This window comes from Nonomuraea thailandensis, assembly GCF_024172165.1.
GTDB classification, from domain to species: domain Bacteria; phylum Actinomycetota; class Actinomycetes; order Streptosporangiales; family Streptosporangiaceae; genus Nonomuraea; species Nonomuraea thailandensis.
The window spans coordinates 734,222-753,934 of record NZ_JAMZEB010000002.1 but is presented as its reverse complement, the minus strand read 5'-3'; the positions used below and the strand labels follow the sequence as shown (position 1 = coordinate 753,934).

The following is a 19,713-nucleotide window of genomic DNA, read 5'->3' as shown; positions in this document are numbered from 1 at the left end:
AGCGTTTTCTGATGGATGGAAGGGTTACGGGGGTTCGAGGTGTCGCAGATGGAGAACGTCGTCGGAGACCGGGTGCTGATCGCCATGCAGGCGGTCAACATCTCACGGCTGTCGACCCATCCGGTGCCCACCGTCCCCGGCACACTCATCGTGGTGGCGGGCGCGGGGCCCAAGGACTCCAACGGCGCGGGCAAGTCCTCGTTCATCGCCTCCATCACCGCGCTGCTCGGTGACGAGCAGTGGCGTTTCGCCTCGGGCGCCAAGGCGGTGTCGGAGCTGCTGTTCAACGCCGAGCTGGCCAGCGGCGCGGGGGCCCGGCAGTGGGCCAGCGCCGATCACGGCTACATCGTGGGCGTCTTCGGACCGCCCGGCATGAACGGCTTCGACCCGGCCCCTGCGCCGGACGGCGAGCCGGCCCCCCTCCCGGCCTCATCCCCGGACGGCGAACGCGCCACGGCCCCAGCGCCGGGCGGCGAGCACGCCTCCGGCCCTGTCCCTTCCGAGCTCGCTTCCCCTGGTCGCGGTTCCGAGCTCGTGCTCGGGGAGGCCGATGACAGCGGCGGGGAGCTGTTCGAGGTGCCCGACACCTCGGGCGGGGCGCTGACCGTGTGGCTGAAGGTCAACCAGGAGGCGCCGCACCTGGAGATCCGCTGGCGGGAGGGCGTGCACCTGGCGGCGTCCCCGTCCGAGGCCGAGCGGGTGGCGCGGGCCGACGAGATCTGGGCGTCGCTGCCGAGGTCGGCCGGGCGGCGCGACGTCGTGGCCCGCGACCTGACCAAGGTGCTCTACGGCGACAGGGTCAGGTGCGTGTCGTTCCTGTCCACGTCCGTACGCAGCAAGGTCGCCACCAACCTGCTCTCCCAGCCGCTCAACGAGATCTCCCCCGAGCGCGTCTTCGAGGCCATCGCCGCGCTCACCGGCCTGGACGCCGAGCTGGAGCAGGAGCGCGAGGCCCGCCGCGACGAGCACGCCAAGCGGGTGCGGGCGGCGCAGGCGGCCGAGCGGCTGGCCGAGTTCGAGTCGGAGTCGAAGGCGCTGCTGACCACGTTCGACCGGCGCGACCAGGCGCGCATCCGGTTGGCCGACGCGCTGCGGTGCTGGCGCGGGCGGCAGGCGCGCAAGCTGGCCGACGCCGCGGCCAAGGACGAGGCGCTGCTCGCCGACCTCGAACGGCACCGCGCCGCGGGCGAGGCGGCGGGCGAGGCGATCGCCATGGTCAAGGCGGAGATCGCCACGCTGCGCGAGGACACCCTCGACCGGCAGGTCTCCCAGGCCCGCAAGGAGCTGTCGGCCATGCAGGCGCGGGCGGCCAAGCTCGACGCCGACCGCGCCGTGGCGGAGAACTCCGCCGACGAGCTGCGCGGGCTGATCCCCGGTCTGGAGGAGACCCGGCGGTTCGCCGACGGGCGGGACGTGCCCGCGGCCGAGCGGGAGCTGGGCGAGGTGCGGCTGCGGCTCAACGAGGCGCTCAAGGCCCTGGGCGTGGCCGACCAGGAGGTCGCCTCGGCGCAGGCCGCGCTGGACGACGCCGAGGGCGGCCCGGCGGCGGCCCAGCTCAACGCGCTCGCGGCGGCCGGGATCGGGGCCACCGGCCTGCTGGACGCGCTGGACGTGGCGGAGCAGGCCCGCGACGCCGCCCACGCGGCCCCGTCCGCCCTGCCCGGCTCGCGTTCGCGTGCGGGTGCCGTCGGCGCCGGCGCGGGCGGCGACGGCGGTTCCGGCGCGGGCGGCGGGCAGGCGCTGGGCGAGGCGCTCAAGGCCCGCTACGGCAAGGCGTCCGACGCGGCTTCCGATGCGGCGACCGGCGCGGCGACGGGCCCTGCGACCGGTGCCGCGTCCGGCGCTGGGTCCGGCGCTGGGTCCGGGCTCGCGTTGGGTGAGCTCCGTGGGTGGCCGAACGAGCATGCCGTGATCGTGGACGCCGCGCAGCTCGGCGAGGCGGCCGTCGCGCTGGCGGAGCTGCCGGGGTCGGTGCTGGTCAGCGCGGCCGGGGTGAGCGTCGTGGGGGCGTTCGACGGGGTGGCGACCGGGCGGGAGGCCCGGATCAAGGCCGCCGAGCAGCGGCTCAACCGGGCCAAGGACGTGCAGGAGAGCGCGGCGCAGGCCGTGCACGACGGCGAGGAGGCCGTCGCGCAGGCGCAGCGGCGGCTGGAGGGGGCCAGGGCCGGAGTGCGGCTGGCCGAGATCGAGGCCAAGCTCGGCGAGCGGCGCGCCAGGCTGGGCGAGCTGAACGCGGCCATCGAGGAGCTGACCCCGAAGGTCGCCGAGGCCGAACGGCAGGCGGGCGCGCTGGACTTCCGCGCGCGTACCAGGGACATGGAGATCGAACGCCTGGAGGGCCGCAGGCACCGGCACGAGTCCGAGCGGGCGCAGGCCCGCGAGCAGGAGACGAGAGTCGGGGCGGAGCGCGAGTCGCTCAAGCTCGGCGCGTTGGCCGCCGACTGGGGCGGCACGGTCGAGACCGCCCGCGAATGGCTGGAGGCGCTGCCCGAGGAGGAGCGGCCCCGGGCGGCCGAGGAATGGTGGCGGGTCGCCGAACGCCACCTCGACCAGGCGTTGCGCGACACGTTCCCGTCCGATGACGAGGCGGAGATTCCGGAGGAGCTGCGGTTCCTGCTGAGCGAGCGGGAGGGCAGCACGGCGCGCGAGCAGGCGACGTTCCCGGCGGTGTGCGGGGCGCTGGCGTCGTACCTGCGGGGGCAGGAGGAGTACGAGCGGCACCAGCGGCGGCAGATCGAGGCGCAGCTCGTCTCGCGCCAGCGGGACCTGGCGGCGGCGGCCAGGGGCGCCGAGGAGGCGGCCCAGTCCACGGCCGTGCACCGGGCGGCGCTGACGGCGGCGATCAAGGCGCGGCTGGCGCGGGTGGCCGAGGAGTTCGACAAGCTCGACACCTCCTACGGCGGTTACGGCGCGACCCTGGAGTTCCCCGTGCCGCCCGCGCCCGCCGATCCCGAGCAGCGCTGGCAGTGGCGGGTGACGCCGAAGTGGCGGCGGGGCGAGGGGCAGGGGTTCGTGCCGTACAACCGGCGGGCCAACACGGCGCTCATGGACGAGAAGGCCGTCAAGCTGGTGTGCGCGGCGGCCATCGCGTCGTCCGGTGGCGGTCATCTGTGCCTCGTGCTCGACGAGCTGGGGCGCAACCTGGGCAAGGAGCACCGGCGGGAGGCCGTGGCGCTGTTCAGGAGGATCGGGGAGACGTACGGGATCACGGTGATCGGGGCGCTGCAGGACGACATGGAGCCGTACGCGATCGACGCGTGCGGGCAGTACATCAAGCTGCGGCGGTCGTCGGACGCGATGCCGTACAACGATCCGCCGGTGATCGTCGGGCACGACCAGCACGCCGAGCGGGTGCGCGCCCTGGCCGCGTACGTGGACCGGGTCACACCCGCCCTCACATGACCGGCGTACGAGCGAGGGAGGCCTCGCAAGATCGGCGGGCCCGACGACCGGAGGGCTCACGCGGGTGGCGAGCCCGACGACCGAAGGGCTCACTCGATCGGGCCCGACGACCGGAGGGCTCCCTCGATCGGGCCCGACGACCGGAGGGCTCCCTCGATCGGGCCCGACGACCGGAGGGCTCACTCGATCGGGCCCGACGGCCGGAGGGCTCACGCGGGTGGCGGGCCCGCCGGCTGGAGGCTCATGCGATCGGCGGGCCTGTGTAGGAGGCGCGGAGGCGGAGGAGGGCGCCGCGTTCGTACTCCTCCATGGCGTGGGCCAGCCAGCCCGCCACCCTGGCCACAGCGAAGATCGCCTCGCCGGCGCCCGGCACCATGCCGCTGACGGCGGACAGGGTGGCCAGGGCGAAGTCGACGTTGCGATCGGGCAGGCGGCGGCGTCGCATCTCCGCCAGCACCGCCTCACCCGCCGCGATCCGCCCGTGCCCGGGGGCGGCCTGCTTGACCAGGTCGAGCAGGGTGGCGCCGCGGCCGTCGCCGTTCTTGTAGACGCTGTGGCCGAAGCCGGGGATGCGCTCGCCGCGCCGCACCCGCTCGGCGATGGCGCGGGCGGCGTGCCGGGGCTCGGCGATCTCGGCCAGCAGGCGTTCGGCGCCGTACGACGCGCCGCCGTGCAGCGGGCCGCCCAGGACGCCGAGGCCGGTCAGCACCACCGCGTACGGGTCGGCCTTGGCGGAGGCGGCCACCCTGGCGGCCAGCGTCGAGGCGGCCAGCTCGTGGTCGGCGAGCAGCACCAGCGCGGCCTCCATGGCCGTGAGCAGGGCCGGGGTGGCGGGCTGCGGGCACAGGCGGGACCACAGGCGCTCGGCGATCGAGTCGCCCTGGGGGTCGCTCAGCGGGGGCAGCGCGTCCACCAGGCCCGCGATCAGGCGGCGGCCGGTGGCGGTGACGGAGTCGCGGTCGAGCTGGTAGCGGAGGGTGTCGGACGCACCGAGCACCGTGGTGATCACCTGGAGCCGGTCGAGGGGGAGCAGGTCGTCCGGCAGCCCGCGCTGCGCGGTGACGGCGGCCCGCAACCCTTCCTCGGGCTCGCACCACCACGGCTGCCCGCCCCGCCTCACCGCACCCGGCCCATCACCCGGCCCCTTACCCGGCTCGCGGCGCGTGCTCGCTCCCGGCCCGCCGCCGGTGCTCGCTCCCGGCCCGCCGCCGGTGCTCGCTCCCGGCCCGCCGCCGGTGCTCGCGCCCGGACCTCCACTCGGCTTCCCACTCATCTTCGCGCCCGGCCCGCCATCCGGCTTCCCGCTCACCTTCGCGCCCGGCCCGGCGGCCCGCCCGGCGCGCCTCGCCACACCCCCGTCGTCCTCGCTCGTGACGTCGGCGGGTGGGCGCCAGACGGCCGGGTCGCCGGTCCACAGCCACTCGGCGACCGTCTCGAACGAGACCGTCGCCGCCAGGCCGAGGACGTCGATCCCCCGGTAGTAGGGCCGATCGACGCCGAGCGCCGTCACGGACGACTCGATGACGAGCTCCGGCGGCTGGCTGCGCGGCCGGCCGCGGCGCGCGAGACGTTCGATCTCCTCGGCCGAGAAGAGGCTGCGCCGCCCGTCCTCGCCGTGCCGCCGCCGCAGCACCCCACGGCTCACGTACGCGTACAGCGTGGCGGGCTTGACGCCCAGCCGTTCCGCCGCCGTGGCCGCGTCGATCCACTCCACCGCTGCCCAGCCCTCCCATAGTTGACGAAAATCAATATTGATCCACGTTGAACGAGCATGTCAACGTGAGGACATGCCAAAAGTTCACTTCCTCGACGTCACCAACCGGGACGGCGTGCAGACCGCGCGCACCGGCCTGTCGAAGTTCGGCAAGACCATGGTCAACTTCTATCTGGCCAAGCTCGGCGTGGCTCAGTCCGAGATCGGCTTCCCGTTCCTCTTCCACGAGGTCCCCTACGTCCGGGCGCAGGTGGCGCTGGCGCAGGCGGGGGCGTTCGGGGAGCTGAGGCTGTCCGGGTGGTGCCGGGGCGTGCCGCAGGACGTGGAGAAGGCCGCGCCGCTCGGCCTGCGGCACTACAACCTGTCCATCTCGACGTCCGACTACATGATCCAGAACAAGTTCCGCGGCCGGCTGGACAGGGACGCGATCATCAGGGAGATGGCGGCGGCGGTCCGCGTGGCCAAGGACGCGGGCGCGCTGACCGTCGGGGTGAACGCCGAGGACGGCTCGCGTACGGATGACGGGTTCCTGCTGGAGTTCGCGCTGGCGGCCAAGCAGGCGGGCGCCGACCGCGTACGCTACTGCGACACCATCGGCGGCGACACGCCCGACCGGATCCGCGAGCGCTTCGCCAAGCTGGCCTCCGCCACCGCGATGCCCGTCGAGACCCACTGCCACAACGACCTGGGCATGGCCGTCGCCAACTCCGTGTCGGGAGCCCTCGGCGACCTCGACGCCGGGCAGGACGCGTGGATCAACACCTGCGTGAACGGCATCGGCGAGCGCTCGGGCAACGCCGACCTGCTCTCCACGATCCTGGCCTTCCGTCACGGGTTCGGGCTGGAGCCTGCGCAGATCGGGGACGCGCTGAACCTGGAGTGGGCCCGCCGGTTCGGGCTGTGGGCCAGTTACGCGCTGGGGCAGCCGCTGCCGTACAACCAGGTGGGGGTGGGGCGCAACGCGTTCGCGCACGAGTCGGGCATCCACGCGGACGGCGCGCTGAAGGACCACGGCAACTACGAGCTGTACGACGAGGCGACGCTGGGGCCGTTCCCCGAGGACTGGCACGGGCGGCCGGGCCGGGTGGTGCTGACCGGCGAGTACGGCGGCAAGGCCGGGTTCCGCCACGTCATGGACGGGCTCGGGGCCGAGGTGGCCGACGAGGACGAGTCGTTCCGGCTGGTGCAGCTCTGCAACGCGATGACGGGCAGGCCGCTCACGGACGACGAGTTGCGTCTGATCGCGGCCTACCCGCGCGAGTTGTCGCTGATGTTCCCCGGGTACGCCTGACCGCCGGCCGGTCAGGCCCGGCGCTCACGCGGCGGGCGCCTGACGGGCATCCGGGCCGGGCTTCGCGGCGGGCGTCCGGCGGGCATCCGGGCCGGGCGTCTGACGGATGTCCTGGCCGGGCTTCGCCGCGGCCGGAGTCCGAGGCTCGTCCGAGCCGGCCTGCTCGCCGGCCGGCACACCCTGAACGGCCTGATCACCCTGGACGGCCTGGACACCCTGAACGGCCTGCGCGCCCTGAACGGCCTCGACGGCCGGTCGGGCGGCCGGAGCTTCGTGGACCGGGGCCGCAGTCGCGGCCGGAGCTTCGTGGGCGGGGGCCGGGGGTGCGGCCGGGCGGACGGCCGGGCCCGACTGGTCGGCGGTCAGCGCCTGGCGGAAGTCCTCGTCCGCGTGCTCGATCGCCTCCAGCCGCACCGTCTCGCGCCGGAACAGCCCCGCCAGCAGCCAGTCGGCCAGCACAGCGGCCTTGTGCCGCATCGTCGGCACCCACCCCAGGTGGTAGGCCCGGTGCGCCAGCCACCCGAGCACGCCGGTGAGCTTGATCCGGTACACCTGGGCGACCCCCTGGTGGTGGCCGAGCCCGGCGACCGAGCCGAGGTAGGCGTGCCGGTACGCCTTGAGCCGCCGCCCCCGCACGTACGCGACCAGGTTCCGCCCCAGCAGCTTGGCCTGCCGCACCGCGTGCTGGGCGTTGGGCGCGGTGAACTCGCCCGGCCGGGTCAGGTCGGGCACGGCGGCCCCGTCACCGGCCGTGAAGGCGTCCTCGACGCCCGCCACCGTCAGGTACTCGGTCGCGAGGAGCCGCCCGATGCGGTCCACCGGCAGCCCGCTGGCCGCCGCGAGCGGGCTGGGCCGCCCGCCCGCCGCCCACACGACCGTGCCGGCGTCGAGCTCGGTCCCGTCCGAGAGCACCGTCACCCCGCCCGCCAGCGAGGTGAGCCGGGTGCCGAGCCGCACGTCCACGGCGCGCTTGCGCAGCGCGTCCACGGTCCAGCGGCCGAGGTCGGCGTGCAGCTCGGGCAGGATGTGGTCGTTGGCCTCGACGAGCGTCCAGCTCAGGTCGGCGGCCTCGATCCCTTCGTGGTAGCGGACGGCCTCGTCTGCCAGCCCCTGCATCTCGGCCAGCGCCTCGACGCCCGAGAACCCGCCGCCGACCACCACGAACGTCAGCGCCCTGCGCCGGATCAGCTCGTCGTCGGTGGAGGCGGCGGCGGCGAGGCCGGCCAGCACGCGGTTGCGCAGGTGCACGGCCTCGCCGATGCTCTTGAAGCCGACCGCGTGCTCGGCCAGCCCCGGGATGGGCAGCCCGCGGGTGATCGAGCCGGCCGCCATGACGAGGATGTCGTACTCGATCGTCCTGGCCGGGCCCTGGACCGGCTGGAACTCGGCGCTGCGCGCCTCGTGCTCCACCCGCGTGACGCGGCCGGTCAGCACCCGCATGCCCTTGAGCACCTGCCCGAGCGGGGCGGCCACGTGGCGCGGCTCGATCGAGCCGCCCACCGCCTCGGCGAGGAACGGCATGTAGGTCATGTAGCCGCGCGGGTCGACCACGGTGACGGTCACCTCGCCGGAACGGACCAGCTTACGCAGCCCCATCGCGGTGTACATGCCGACGTATCCGCCACCGACGATCAGGATGTGCTTCCTCATTGCCCCGTCTCCTTTCGGGTTCTACACCCCATGGACGGGACAGCCGCGCCATTCGTGACACGTTCCGGCGAAATCTTCAGAGCGTCCGGTCGCCGGTCTCCGGCAGGGCGAGCAGGCAGAGCAGGCTCAGCAGCGCCATCGCGGAGACGTACGCGCCGATCGCCATCACGCCCAGCCCGCCGGCCTGCATGCCGGTCGCGACCAGCGGCGGCACCGCGCCACCGAGCACGCCGCCGAGGCTGTAGGCGACGGACGCGCCGCTGTAGCGGTACTCGGTCCTGAACAGCTCCGGCAGGTACGCCCCCATCGGCCCGAAGACGAGCCCCATCAGCGCGAGCGCCCCGGCCAGCGCCAGCCCGACCAGGAAGATCGAGCGCGTCTCCATCAGCGGGAACATCACGAGCCCCCACACGACGGCCGCGACCGTGCCCCAGATCAGCGTCCGGCGGCGGCCCACCCGGTCGGACACCAGGGCCGAGACGACCGTGCCCGCCGCCATGAACACCACGCCGACCATGGTCAGCGCGAGCATCGTGGTGCGCGGGATCCGCAGGGTGTCGGTGCCGTAGGCCAGGCAGTAGGTGGTGGCGGTGTAGAAGAGCGTGTAGGCGACGGTCATGGCGCCGGCGCCGAGCAGCACGCGCCGCCACTGGTGCCGCATGAGCCCGGCGAACGGCACCTTGGCGATCCGGCGCTGGTCCATGGCCGCCTGGAAGACGGGTGTCTCGGAGATCTTCAGCCGCACGTACAGGCCGACCACGACCAGCAGCAGGCTCGCCACGAACGGCAGCCGCCAGCCCCAGCTCTCGAACTCCCCGTCGCTCAGCGTGGCGCCGAGGATCAGGAACAGCCCGTTGGCCACGATGAACCCGGCCGACGGGCCGAGCTGCGGGAACATCGCGTACAGGCCGCGCTTGCCGGGCGGCGCGTGCTCGGTGGCCAGCAGCGCCGCGCCGCCCCACTCGCCGCCGAGGCCGATGCCCTGCGTGAAGCGCAGCAGCACCAGCAGCACGGGCGCGATCACGCCGATCGCGGCGTAGCCGGGCAGCAGGCCGATCAGGACCGTCGACAGGCCCATCACCAGCAGCGAGACGACCAGCATGGACTTGCGGCCGACGCGGTCGCCCCAGTGCCCGAACACGGCCGAGCCGAGCGGCCGCGAGATGAACGCCACGGCGAACGTCGAGAACGAGGCCAGCGTGCCCGCCACCGAGTCCATCTTGGGGAAGAACGCGGTGTTCAGCACCAGGGCCGCGGCGGTGCCGTAGATGTAGAAATCATAGAATTCGATCGCGGTGCCGATGAGGCTGGCCGCCGCGATCCGCGACCGGCTGGGCGCCGCGGTCGGGGGGGAAGTCGTCATGGGGTTGTCTCACTATGCGGACTAGCGTCTTGTGAAGCGATACACAGACGCTACCACCTGCGCAATGTCACGTATCGCCCGGGAGAAGGGGGACGGTTTGACCGTCGAGCTGGTGATCTTCGACTGTGACGGGGTGCTCGTGGACAGCGAGCCGATCTCCGTACGCGTGGGCACCGCCGCGCTGCGGCGGCTCGGCTGGGACATCGACGAGACCGAGTACGCCGAGCGGTTCGTGGGCTGCACGAACGAGTACTGGGCCGAGCAGGTCGGCCAGACCCCGCCGGGCTGGCGCGAGCAGGTCAACGCCGACTACGCCGCCGCCATCGCCGCCGAGCTGTGCGCGATCGACGGCATCGAGGCGGCACTCGACCGGCTGTCCATCCCCTACTGCGTGGCCTCCAACGGCCGGCACCCGACCATCCGCCGCAGCCTGGAGCTGACCGGGCTCGCCGGCAGGTTCGACGGGCGGGTGTTCAGCGCCGAGGACGTCGCCAGGGGCAAGCCGGAGCCCGACCTGTTCCTGCACGCCGCGGCCACGATGGGCGCCGAGCCCGGGCGCTGCGTGGTGGTGGAGGACAGCCCGTTCGGCGTGACGGCGGCGATGCGCGCCGGCATGCGCTGCTTCGCCTTCGCCGGCGGCCTGACGCCTCCCGCCCGGCTGACCGGCCTGGGCGCGACGCTCTTCCACGACCCGGCCACGCTGCCCGACCTGATCGCCGCCCTCGACTGACTCATCGCGTCAACTACCGTGAGGCCACGCCTTCAGGCACGCAACGTCCTTACGTGGTGGCCCACGTCGCTGTGTCCGCCGACGGGGCCACCACGGGATTCCAGCCGGACGTCACCCGCTTCTACCGGCTCGCGCAGACCTGGAAGGAAGACCTCACCCTGGCGGGGGCCGACGCCGTCCTCGCCCAGGAGCAGGCCCTGGCGGGCGGCGACCTCTCCGGCCCCGCGCCCGGCGGCCCCTGCCGGCCGTCGTGGACGGCCGCGGCCGGGTCGGCCGGTGGGAGGCGCTGCGCGCGGCCGGGCTGGTGGACGAGGTCAGCCTGCTCCACCCGTGCCTGGCCGGCGAGCATGCCACCCGCATCTGGTAAGGCGACCGCCCCGCCGCCGCGCCCCTCACCCTGATCACCGCGCAGAGCCTGCCCGGCGGCCTCGTCGGGCTCCGTCATCACCCCTGACGGGTGCGGCCGTTCTCGTCCAGGTAGTCGCGCCACGACCGCTTCGGCGCCCAGCCGAGCAGCCGGTGCGCCTTGGCGCAGGAGATGCCCGAGGCGTCGGGGCGGGCCAGCGGCCGCAACTCGATCCGGTCGCCGAAGTAGCGGTGCAGCATGGCGGCGAAGTCGTGCCCGCCCGCGTTGTCGGGCGAGGCGATGTAGAACACCTCGTGCCCGGGCAGGTCCGACTCGGCGGCCAGCACGATCGCGTCCGCCAGGTCGTACACGTCGATGTAGCTCCACAGCCCCGCGCCCGCCTGGGAGCTGTCGCGGACCTGCGGGCCGAGGTTGCGCTCGTAGTTGCCCTCGTGCTGCACCCAGCTCGGGCGCAGCGAGATGCAGCGGATGTCCGAGCGGCGCACCGCCGCGTCCATGAGCTGCTCGCCGAAGTGCTTGGCCAGCGCGTACGGATCCTGCGGCCGGGTCGGGTGCTCCTCGTCCACCGGCGCGTAGTCGGGCAGGAACGACCGCTCGGCGAAGAAGAACCCGGGGACGGTCTCGCTGGAGATGTTCACGAACCGCGGCACCCCGAACCGCACCGCCGCCTCCAGCACGTTGAACGTCGCCATCAGGTTGTTCTGGAACACCACCTGCGGCGCGTTGGCCGTCGGGTCGGGGATGGCCGCCGCGTGCACCACCGCCTCGGCCTCGCGTACGACGGCGAACGCCTGCCCCGCGTCCGTCAGGTCGGCCTGCACGTAACGCGGCTCACCAGGCTCGCGCCGCTCCCAGACCGGGCGCGTCAGATCGGTGGCGGTCACCTCGTGACCCGCCGCGGCCAGGGCGCTGACGGCCGCCCTGCCGACCTTGCCGTGGGCTCCGGTGACGACGACACGCATCGATGGCTCCTTAGGTAGATCCCGGGGTGCTGCTGTCAGACTCCCACGGCCTTGAGCGTGGAGCCCGTGCGCGTCTTGGTCACCTTGAGCTGCGCCGTGATCCGGGAGCGCAGCTCGGCCACGTGGCTGACGAGGCCCACGGCCCGGCCGCCGTCGCGCAGCCCGTCGAGGATGTCCAGCACGCCGTCGAGCGTGTCCTCGTCGAGCGTGCCGAACCCCTCGTCCACGAACAGCGTGCCCAGCTCCGCGCCACCCGCCTCCGCCGTGACGACGTCGGCCAGCCCCAGCGCCAGGGCCAGCGAGGTGATGAAGCTCTCGCCGCCGGACAGCGTGGCCGGATCCCGGTCGACGCCGGTCCACCCGTCGGCCACCCGCAGCCCGAGCCCGCCGCCCGCGCGGGCCCGCGAGCCCGCCGTCTTGCGCAGGTCGTGCCGCAGCAGGTAGCGGCCGCCCGACATGTGGTCCAGCCGCTCGTTCGCCGCCGCCACCACCTGGCGCAGCCGCTCGCCCAGCACGAACGACGACAGGCTCATGCTCCACTGGTTGTCGTTCGAGGTGCCGCTGGCCAGCGCCGCCATCCGCTCGGCCAGCCGGTGCCTGTCGGCCGCGGGACGCCAGCGTTCGATGCGGCCGGACAGCTCGCCGCACAGCTCCTCCAGCCGCCGCGCCCGCGCCCCGGCCCGGTCGCGGGCGCTGGCCAGCCTCGTGTACGCCTGCTCCAGCGCGTCCCGCTCGGCCCCGATCGCCGCCAGGTCCGGCGCCGGCTCCGCCGCGGCGGCCACCAGCTCCGGGTCGGCCAGGACGCCGGTGACGGCCGCGTGCTCGTCGTCCAGCCTGCGCAGCAGCTCCGCCTTGCTCTCCCGCTCGGCGACGCTCCGGTAGGCGGCCTCCGCCTCCCGCACGTCCCCGAACCCGGCCTCCTCCGCAGCCTCCCCGGCCGCCCGCCCGGCCCGCTCCAGCTCCTCCCCGGCCGCCACCGCCGCCTGCGTCGCCTCCAGCGCCTCGCGCAGCAGCTCCGCCTCGTCGTGCAGCCTCGACAGGCGGGCGGTCAGGGTGGCGTCGTCGCCGCGCGCCGCATCCAGCCTCGCGCTCAGCCGCCCGGCGTCGCCGCTCAGCTCCTCATGCCTGGTACGCCCGGCCGCCAGCCTCGCCGCGACCCGGCGGCCCCGCTCCTCCAGCTCCTGCCACTCGCGCCGCAGCCCCGCGGCCTCCTCGGCCAGCGCCCGCTCCCGGCCCGCCGACGCCTCCAGCCTGCGCAACTCCCGCTCGGCCCCGGCCAGCACCCGCTCACCGTCCACCTCCCCGGCCTTCGCAGTGCGACCCTCCTCGCCCACGCCCGGCCCGTCGCCGGTCACTGCACCCTGCGCGCCGGGCGTGACGGCCTGGGCGAGCTGCGTGCGGACGCGGACCCGTTCGGACTCCAGGTGGCGGTGGTGGGCGCGGTGGGCGGCCAGGGCCTCGGCCAGCTCCCTCGACTGGTCGCGAACCCGCTCGCGATCGATCTCGACCCGTTCCAGCGCGGCGGCCAGGGCGGGCTCGCGATCGGCCACCGCCTGCAGGCGGAACACCTCCTGCTCGGCCAGCTCCACCCGATCCCCCGCCGCCGCCACATCCAGCCCGCCGGTGGCCTCGACCGCGTCGGCGTGCCGGGACTCCAGCGACGCGAGCGCCCGCTCGGCGGCCTCGCGCTCGGCCAGGGCGGCTTCGTGGGCGCCCTCGGCCTCCTGCTCGTCGTCGGCCGAAGGAGCGCTCTCGGCCGGGGAGGCCGGGTGCGGGTGGTGCTCGGAGCCGCACACCGCGCACGGCCGCCCGTCGGACAGCTCGCGCGCCAGCTCGGCCGCCATGCCGTCGATGCGGGCCTGCCGCAGGTCGAGCCAGCGCTCGCGCAACGCCTGCGCCTGGTCCACCAGCACCTGGTGCGCGGCGACGGCCGCCTCCAGCTCCGCCGCCAGCGCCTCCCGCCGGTGGGCGGCCTCCAGCGCGGCCCTGGCGGCGTCGAGGCTCGCGGTCGCGGCGGGGATGACCGCCGCCTGCGCACGCACCTCGGCCAGGGCGGCGCTCGCGTCGGCGAGCCGTGCGGGGAGCTCGGCCTCGGCGGCGGCCACCTCTGCCTCGCGCTGGGCCAGCGCGTCCAGCTCCCCCGCCAGCCTGGCCAGCTCGCCGTCGATCTCGATCAGGTGGGCTGCGGCGTCGCGAACGGCCCGCGCGGCCGGGATCCTCGCGGCGTCCACCCGCGCCCCGGCCAGCCTGGCCTCGGCCTGCTCGATCAGCCCGGGCAGCACGGCCAGCCGCGCGGCCACGGCCTCGTCGGCGCGTACCAGCTCGGCCAGCTCCTGCTCGACGCGCAGCAGGTCGCGCCGCACCACCGACAGGCGGGCCTCCTCGGTGAGCAGCTCGGACAGCCGCGCGACCTCGTCCTGCCGCCGCCGTTCCAACCCGGCCAGCTCGGCCACGGACGGCTCCGTGCTCCGGTACGCCGTGAGGTCCTGGTCCTGGTCCTGGTCGTGGTCCTGGTCGTGGGCCGGGCCGGTGGCGGAAAGGAGGGGGCGGGCGCGGGCGAGGGCGTCGGCGGCCAGCGTGCGGGCCTTGGTGGCGGCCTCCGAGCGCTGGCGGGCGGCCGTGAGGAGCGGGACCACGCGGTCGGCCCTGGCGGCGTCGTCCAGGATCGCCTGCAGGTCGGCCCGCTCGTCGGCGCGCTCGTCGAGGGTGCGGCGCAGGGTGAGCGCCTCGGCGTGGCGGCGCCGGCGGTCGGCGAGCGCGGCGGCCCCCTCGAAACGCGCCCGCGCCGCCCGCAGTTGCTGGCCGGCCGCCACGTGCTCCTCGTCGGCGCGCAGCACGACGGCTCGCGCGGCGGCCAGCAGGGCGCCCGCCCACCGCACAGGATCGGTTTCCGGCGACGGCACCTCCTCGCCCGCCCCGCCACCGTCCTCCGACGCGCCGGCTTCGGACGTGCTCGGTCGCTCCGCGGCGGGCAGGTCGAAGAGGGCCGGCGGCGCCGCGGGATCAGCCCTCGGCGCGTCCAGTACCTCGGCGGTCAGTGCAGCGGAGAGGTCGTCGCCCGCGGCCTCCTCCACCCGCTTGACGGCGAAGTCCACCTCCTGCCGCAGCTCCTGCGCCTCCCGCCAGGCGAGCTTGCGGTGCTCGGCCAGCCACGACTCCGCAGAAGTGAAGATCTTGACGGTGAACAGCCGCTCCAGCAGCTTCGACCGCTCATCCCCATCAGCCCGCAGGAACCGCGCGAAATCGCCCTGCGGCAACATCGCCACCTGGCAGAACTGATCGGCGTTCATCCCGAGCAGCCCGCCCACCAGGTCGCCGGCCTCGTCGAGCCGCGTGGTCAGCCCGTGCCAGTCGCCCCCCTGCCACTCCGACAGCACCACCTTGGACTTCTCCTCGGTGACCCCGGACCCCCGCAGCTTGGGCCGCAGCCAGGCCGGGGAGCGCTGGATGCGCAGTAAGCGCCCCCTGATCGTCACCTCCAGCGCCACCGACGGCCCCACCGACGGCGGGGCGTGGTCGCAACGCAGGCTGCGGGCGCTGTTGCGCTGCCCGGGCACCTGCCCGTAGAGGGCGAAGCACAGCGCGTCGAGGATCGTGGTCTTGCCCGCCCCGGTGGGCCCGTGGACGAGGAAGAGCCCGGCCGCCGACAGGGCGTCGAAGTCGACCGTCTCGGTGCCCGGGAAGGACCCGAACGCCGTGAGCGTGAGCCGGTGCGGCCGCATCTACGCCATCGTCTCCTTCACCCTGGACGCCTCGATGGCCTGTCTTAGCAGGTCTTCCTCCTCAGGTGCGGCAGGCTCGCCGCGCACCTCCCGGACGAAGTCGAGCGCCACCTCCGCCTCCGGCCGCCCGCTGAGGCGCACGGGCTGCGCGGCGGGTGCGGCGCCCACCGGGTCGAAGGAGAGGGCGAGGGTGTGCGGGAAGCGGGCGCGCAGCCGCTCCATGGCGGATTTCGGGCGGACGGCGTCGGTGAGCACGACCTGCAGCCAGTGGTCCTCGTAGCCCTCGTAGGCGGGCAGCGTCAGCAGCTCCTCCAGCTCCCCGCGCAACCGGCCGACCGGACGCGGCACCGGAGCGGGGACGAACTCCGCCCCCTCGCCCAGCGTCACCAGCCACGACCCCTTGAGATGCCCCACCTCGGAGAAGGAGTACGCCAGCGGCGAGCCGGAGTAACGAACGGTCTCCGACATGCGCTGCCGCCCGTGCAGGTGGCCCAGCGCCACGTAGTCGACCCCGTCGAACACCTGCAGCGGCACGTGCGCCACCCCGCCCACGCTGATGTCGCGCTCGCTGTCGCTGACCTGCCCGCCCGTCACGAAGCAGTGCGACAGCACCACCGACGCCCGGTGGCGTACGGCATCGGCCCTGATGCGCGTCATCGCATGGGAGATCGCCGCCGTGTGACTGCGGTCGGGCAGCTCCCACGCCGCGCGCACCAGCTCGGGCTCCAGGTACGGGATGCCGTAGAAGGCGACGCCGTCGACCAGCACCGGCTCCCACGACTGGTCGGGCGAGGTGCGCACGTGCACCCCCGCCGCCTCGAACAGCGCCGAGCCGAACCGCAGCCGCAGCGCCGAGTCGTGGTTGCCGCTGATCAGCACCACCCGCGCCCCGGCCCCACGCAGCCGCCCGAGCGCCTCGTCGAGCAGCGCGACCGCGTCGACCGGCGGCAGCGCCCTGTCGTAGACGTCGCCGGCCACCGCCACCACGTCGACCTGCTCGGCCAGCACCGTCTCCACCAGGTGATCGACGAACGCCGCCTGCGCCGAGAGCAGGCTCTCCCGGTGGAAGGAGCGCCCGAGATGCCAGTCGGAGGTGTGCAGGATCCGCATGTCGCAGGAAGCTAACAGGTCTCACCGACAAATGAGGTACCTCCAGTCCCACACGCTGGGAGTAGGCTGGAAGATCAGCGGGCAAACCAACGCACATGGGGAGGCCAATGCGCACTGGCCGTGGCACCTTGAGCGTCGCCGCCGGTCTGGTGCTGGTGGCTCTCGCTTCGGTCGGATACGTACTGCCACCCGCGTTCGACCCACCGCCGCTCAAGGTGGATCCAGCCTTCCAGTCGATCCCGGCGCAGCCGGGCGGCGAGCTGAAGCCTGTGGTGGCCGTGGATCCGGTCCGCAGCGAGGAGATCTCGATCCCGGCGGAGGCCCAGCGGCTGGAGGGCACGCTCCGGGTGCCGCTCACACCTGGGCGCCATCCGGCGATGGTGTTCGTGTCGGGCTCGGGCAACGGCTCGCGCACGGAGTTCACGCCGCAGGCGGAGTACCTGGCCAAGGCGGGCGTCGCGACGATCGCGTTCGACAAGCGCACGATCGGCTACAACTTCCGCGACCGCGACTTCGGGCTGCTCGCCGACGACGCGCTGCGGATGGTGGAGTACCTGCGCACCCGCCCCGAGGTGGATCCCGACCGCGTCGGCATCTGGGCCGTCTCGGAAGGCGGCTGGGTGGCGCCCATCGCGGCCGCCAAGAGCTCGTCGGTCGGGTTCATGGTGCTGGTGTCCTCGCCGAACGTCTCCCCGCTGCGCCAGGTCGCCTGGGCGCTCAACGAGCAGCTCCTGCGGCTGCGCGCCCCCATCGGCGCCCGCGACCTGCTGACCAGGGCGATGGGCGGCGTCGGCTTCGACTTCCTGCGCTACGACGCGATGCCCGCCTTAAGCCAGGTCAAGCAGCCGGTCCTGGCCTTCTACGGCACCACCGACCCCTCGATCCCCTTCGTCGAGTCCACCAAGGCGCTCATCACGGCCATGCACAAGGCGGGCAACGACGACTACACGATCCGCTTCATGGCCAACGGCGACCACGCCATGCGCGTCAAGGGCGGCCCCTTCACCAAGGGATACCTCGAGACCCTGGCCAACTGGATCAAGGGCCTGCCCGGCACGTCCAGACCTCCCGTGCACATGGCCGGCGCCACGCCCGTCCAGCGGTTCGAGGCCAGCGACGTGCCCGCGGCCCCCTGGTACGCCGGCGGCACGATGCTCGGCCTGACCATCTGCCTGGCCGCCGTCGGCTACGTGGCCGGCCCGGTCGCCGCCGTGGTCGTACGCCTGCGCCACCGCCGGCAGACCCCCGTCGAGACCAACGCCAGGCTGTGGCCGCCGATCAGGCGCAGGCTCAGCCGGATGGCCTGGACGGGGCTCGGCCTGCTGGCCTCGGTGGTGGCGTTCATCACGCTGCTGGTGCTGTTCTCGGTCAACCAGGCGGGCGCGTGGCCCGCCGTGCTGGCCGGCTGGCTGGTGGTGCGGCTGCTCGCCGTGCTGATGCTGATCCAGGAGGTCACGGCGGTGGCGGCGTACGTCTCGGCGCTGCGCGAGGGCCTGCAGCCCAGCCGGTGGCAGCACGTGGCCGTCGGGGGCGTGCTCGGCGGCACCGGCCTGCTGCTGGTGGCCGCCGCCTACTACGGCCTGTTCTCGTTCCCCTGGTGACCCGCCGGCTGTCCCAGGTAGGCGGCCATCCAGCGGTCCAGCTCGGCGAAGACCTGCTTGCGCGCCGGCTCGGCCGACAGCACCAGGTCGTGCAGCCCGTCCGGGATCCGCACGCACGTCACGTGCGGCCCCAGCGAGGTGGACCAGCGGGCGATGTGCCGCGGGTCGAGCACGATGTCGGCCGAGCGCGCCTCCGGCACGAAGTCGCGCACCCGCAGCCCGGTCGAGGAGGCGAGCACCAGCACCGGCACGTCCACCGACAGGCCCTGGTGCAGCCGCCGCTGCGCCCGCCGGATCGCGGCCAGCCACATGGCGTGCACGGAGAAACCGCCCAGCGGCTTGAGCTCCAGGTCGTAGTTCCACTCGCCCTGCTCGTCGCGGTGCAGCGTCCGCCCGTAGACGGTGCTGGAGCCCAGCGGCAGCGCCCGCCGGCTGTACGACAGCGGCGTCCTGAGCAGGTCGGCCGCCAGCCGCATCGGAGCGGGCACGTTGAGGTCGAAGAACGGGCTGTTGAGCACGAGCCCCTGCACCAGGCCCCGGCCGCGCACCCGGTCCGCCCACAGCGGCGCGATCAGGCCGCCCGTGGAATGGGCGTTGATCGTCACCTCGTCGTGGTCGCGGCGGATGATCCGCACGGCCTCGTCGATCTCCGGGAAGTAGTCGGTGACGCTCCTGATCAGCCCCCTGGTCTGGTGCGGCAGCAGCGAGCGGCCGTACTTGCGCAGGTCGAGGGCGTAGAAGTCGATGCCGCGCTGCACGTAGTGCTCGGCCAGGTGGTCCTGGAAGAAGTAGTCGGTGAACCCGTGCAGGTAGAGCACCGCCCGGCGGGAGCCCGCCTCGGCCCTCCTGCTCACCAGCGTCGCCACGACCTGGCCCTCGAAGTCGTCGGGCATCGGCAGCACGGTGGTCTCGTACATGCTAGACACCATAGGGATCGTCCGGCCACGACGGCACACCGGGCGGCAGATCCTGGCTCACCTTCATCGGGAAGTCGGCCTGCCGCTTCTCCAGGAACGCCGTCACGCCCTCCCTCGCGTCGGGCGCGCCGCCCAGCTCGCTCATCAGGCGGGAGTCCGCGGCGTGCGCCTCCCAGGGCGAGGACGCCGACAGGCCCGACCACAGTAGCCGCCGGACGGCGGCCACGGAGACGCCCGAGGTGTTGTCGGCGATCTCCCGGGCCAGCGCGTACGCCGCCGGGAGCAGCTCCTCCTGCGGGTAGACGCGCGAGACCAGCCGCCCCTCCAGCGCCTCGGACGCGGGGAAGACCCGGCCGGTCGCCGCCCACTCCATGGCCTGGGCGATGCCCACGATCCTGGGCAGGAACCAGCTCGACGCCGCCTCCGTGACGATCCCGCGCCGCGCGAACACGAAGCCGAACCGCGCCGACTCCGACGCCAGCCGCACGTCCATCGGCAGCGTCATCGTGACGCCGACCCCCACGGCCGGCCCGTTGACGGCGCCGATGACGGGCTTGAACGAGCGGGCGATCCGCAGCGCGACCGTGCCGCCGCCGTCACGCGGCGCCCCGTCCACCGTCTCGCCTTCCTGACGGTGCCCGAACGTGCCGCCTCCGCCGCCGAGGTCCGCGCCGGCGCAGAACGCCCGGCCGGCCCCGGTCACCACGACCGCGCGCACGTCGTCATCGGCGTCGGCGAGATCGAAAGCCTCGATCAACTCCCCGCGCATCGTAAAGGTGAACGCGTTGAGCCGTTCGGGACGCTTCAATGTGACGGTGGCGATGCGATCGGTCACCCCGTACTCGATCTCCGTGAAGGCCATGCCCCGAATCTTATTCGGTTAC

At 74.0% G+C, this 19,713-nt stretch carries 13 protein-coding genes; 5 read left to right on the top strand and 8 right to left on the bottom strand.

The annotated features are described in order from the left end of the window. Positions 1-15 precede the first annotated feature (15 nt). Positions 16-3,402: a chromosome partitioning protein ParA gene (locus HD597_RS07515; RefSeq protein WP_253741008.1), complete on the top strand. Its 3,387-nt coding sequence runs from the start codon at positions 16-18 to the stop codon at positions 3,400-3,402. A gap of 241 nt (positions 3,403-3,643) precedes the next feature. Here HD597_RS07515 and HD597_RS07510 read toward each other — a convergent pair whose 3' ends face one another. Beyond that, on the bottom strand, positions 3,644-5,116 hold the full coding sequence (locus tag HD597_RS07510; RefSeq protein WP_253741007.1) for a citrate synthase: 1,473 nt from the start codon (positions 5,114-5,116) through the stop codon (positions 3,644-3,646). A 73-nt stretch (positions 5,117-5,189) separates the two neighbouring features. Between HD597_RS07510 and HD597_RS07505 the strand changes: the two genes are divergently transcribed. Beyond that, positions 5,190-6,407, top strand: coding sequence for a LeuA family protein (locus HD597_RS07505; protein WP_253741006.1), 1,218 nt, complete (start codon positions 5,190-5,192; stop codon positions 6,405-6,407). Positions 6,408-6,431: 24 nt separating this feature from the next. Here HD597_RS07505 and HD597_RS07500 read toward each other — a convergent pair whose 3' ends face one another. Together HD597_RS07500 and HD597_RS07495 are read right to left on the bottom strand one after the other, a co-directional pair. Further along, the gene (locus HD597_RS07500) at positions 6,432-8,057 is read right to left on the bottom strand and encodes an NAD(P)/FAD-dependent oxidoreductase (protein ID WP_253741005.1); all 1,626 of its coding nucleotides are present in this window, start codon (positions 8,055-8,057) and stop codon (positions 6,432-6,434) included. Positions 8,058-8,133: 76 nt separating this feature from the next. Continuing rightward, complete coding sequence (locus HD597_RS07495; protein ID WP_253741004.1) at positions 8,134-9,420, bottom strand: MFS transporter; 1,287 nt, start codon at positions 9,418-9,420, stop codon at positions 8,134-8,136. 64 nt (positions 9,421-9,484) lie between these two features. Here HD597_RS07495 and HD597_RS07490 point away from each other — a divergent pair, with 64 nt between their 5' ends. Continuing rightward, complete coding sequence (locus HD597_RS07490) at positions 9,485-10,150, top strand: HAD family hydrolase (protein WP_253741003.1); 666 nt, start codon at positions 9,485-9,487, stop codon at positions 10,148-10,150. A gap of 56 nt (positions 10,151-10,206) precedes the next feature. Next, on the top strand, positions 10,207-10,551 hold the full coding sequence (locus HD597_RS07485) for a hypothetical protein (protein ID WP_253741002.1): 345 nt from the start codon (positions 10,207-10,209) through the stop codon (positions 10,549-10,551). Between the two features lie 43 nt (positions 10,552-10,594). Here the strand turns inward: HD597_RS07485 and HD597_RS07480 are convergent, their stop codons facing one another. The 3 genes from HD597_RS07480 to HD597_RS07470 are packed head-to-tail and all read right to left on the bottom strand — an operon-like array spanning position 10,595 to position 16,311. Further along, on the bottom strand, positions 10,595-11,479 hold the full coding sequence (locus HD597_RS07480) for an NAD-dependent epimerase/dehydratase family protein (protein ID WP_253741001.1): 885 nt from the start codon (positions 11,477-11,479) through the stop codon (positions 10,595-10,597). A gap of 35 nt (positions 11,480-11,514) precedes the next feature. Beyond that, positions 11,515-15,201, bottom strand: a complete 3,687-nt coding sequence (locus HD597_RS07475; RefSeq protein WP_253741000.1) for an AAA family ATPase — start codon at positions 15,199-15,201, stop codon at positions 11,515-11,517. Next, positions 15,202-16,311 (bottom strand): exonuclease SbcCD subunit D, encoded by a 1,110-nt coding sequence (locus HD597_RS07470; protein ID WP_253740999.1) that lies wholly within the window; start codon positions 16,309-16,311, stop codon positions 15,202-15,204. 107 nt (positions 16,312-16,418) lie between these two features. Here HD597_RS07470 and HD597_RS07465 point away from each other — a divergent pair, with 107 nt between their 5' ends. Next, on the top strand, positions 16,419-17,912 hold the full coding sequence (locus tag HD597_RS07465; RefSeq protein ID WP_253740998.1) for an alpha/beta hydrolase family protein: 1,494 nt from the start codon (positions 16,419-16,421) through the stop codon (positions 17,910-17,912). On the opposite strand, the gene HD597_RS07460 is transcribed toward HD597_RS07465, so the two are convergent. Both HD597_RS07460 and HD597_RS07455 read right to left on the bottom strand, forming a co-directional pair. Further along, positions 17,885-18,829 (bottom strand): alpha/beta hydrolase, encoded by a 945-nt coding sequence (locus tag HD597_RS07460; RefSeq protein ID WP_253740997.1) that lies wholly within the window; start codon positions 18,827-18,829, stop codon positions 17,885-17,887. The genes HD597_RS07465 and HD597_RS07460 overlap by 28 nt on opposite strands. 1 nt (position 18,830) lies before the next feature. Next, positions 18,831-19,691 carry an enoyl-CoA hydratase-related protein gene (locus HD597_RS07455; protein WP_253740996.1) on the bottom strand — a complete coding sequence of 287 codons (861 nt, stop codon included), beginning with the start codon at positions 19,689-19,691 and terminating at the stop codon, positions 18,831-18,833. Between the last annotated feature and the right edge of the window lie 22 nt (positions 19,692-19,713).

Excerpts from the sequence above, each read along its gene's own strand:
- HD597_RS07515 (WP_253741008.1), top strand. The coding sequence starts at position 16 with ATGGAAGGGTTACGGGGGTTCGAGGTGTCGCAGATGGAGAACGTCGTC.
- HD597_RS07505 (WP_253741006.1), top strand. The coding sequence starts at position 5,190 with ATGCCAAAAGTTCACTTCCTCGACGTCACCAACCGGGACGGCGTGCAG.
- HD597_RS07500 (WP_253741005.1), bottom strand. The coding sequence starts at position 8,057 with ATGAGGAAGCACATCCTGATCGTCGGTGGCGGATACGTCGGCATGTAC.
- HD597_RS07495 (WP_253741004.1), bottom strand. The coding sequence starts at position 9,420 with ATGACGACTTCCCCCCCGACCGCGGCGCCCAGCCGGTCGCGGATCGCG.
- HD597_RS07490 (WP_253741003.1), top strand. The coding sequence starts at position 9,485 with ATGTCACGTATCGCCCGGGAGAAGGGGGACGGTTTGACCGTCGAGCTG.
- HD597_RS07480 (WP_253741001.1), bottom strand. The coding sequence starts at position 11,479 with ATGCGTGTCGTCGTCACCGGAGCCCACGGCAAGGTCGGCAGGGCGGCC.
- HD597_RS07475 (WP_253741000.1), bottom strand. The coding sequence starts at position 15,201 with ATGCGGCCGCACCGGCTCACGCTCACGGCGTTCGGGTCCTTCCCGGGC.
- HD597_RS07470 (WP_253740999.1), bottom strand. The coding sequence starts at position 16,311 with ATGCGGATCCTGCACACCTCCGACTGGCATCTCGGGCGCTCCTTCCAC.
- HD597_RS07465 (WP_253740998.1), top strand. The coding sequence starts at position 16,419 with ATGCGCACTGGCCGTGGCACCTTGAGCGTCGCCGCCGGTCTGGTGCTG.
- HD597_RS07460 (WP_253740997.1), bottom strand. The coding sequence starts at position 18,829 with ATGTACGAGACCACCGTGCTGCCGATGCCCGACGACTTCGAGGGCCAG.
- HD597_RS07455 (WP_253740996.1), bottom strand. The coding sequence starts at position 19,691 with ATGGCCTTCACGGAGATCGAGTACGGGGTGACCGATCGCATCGCCACC.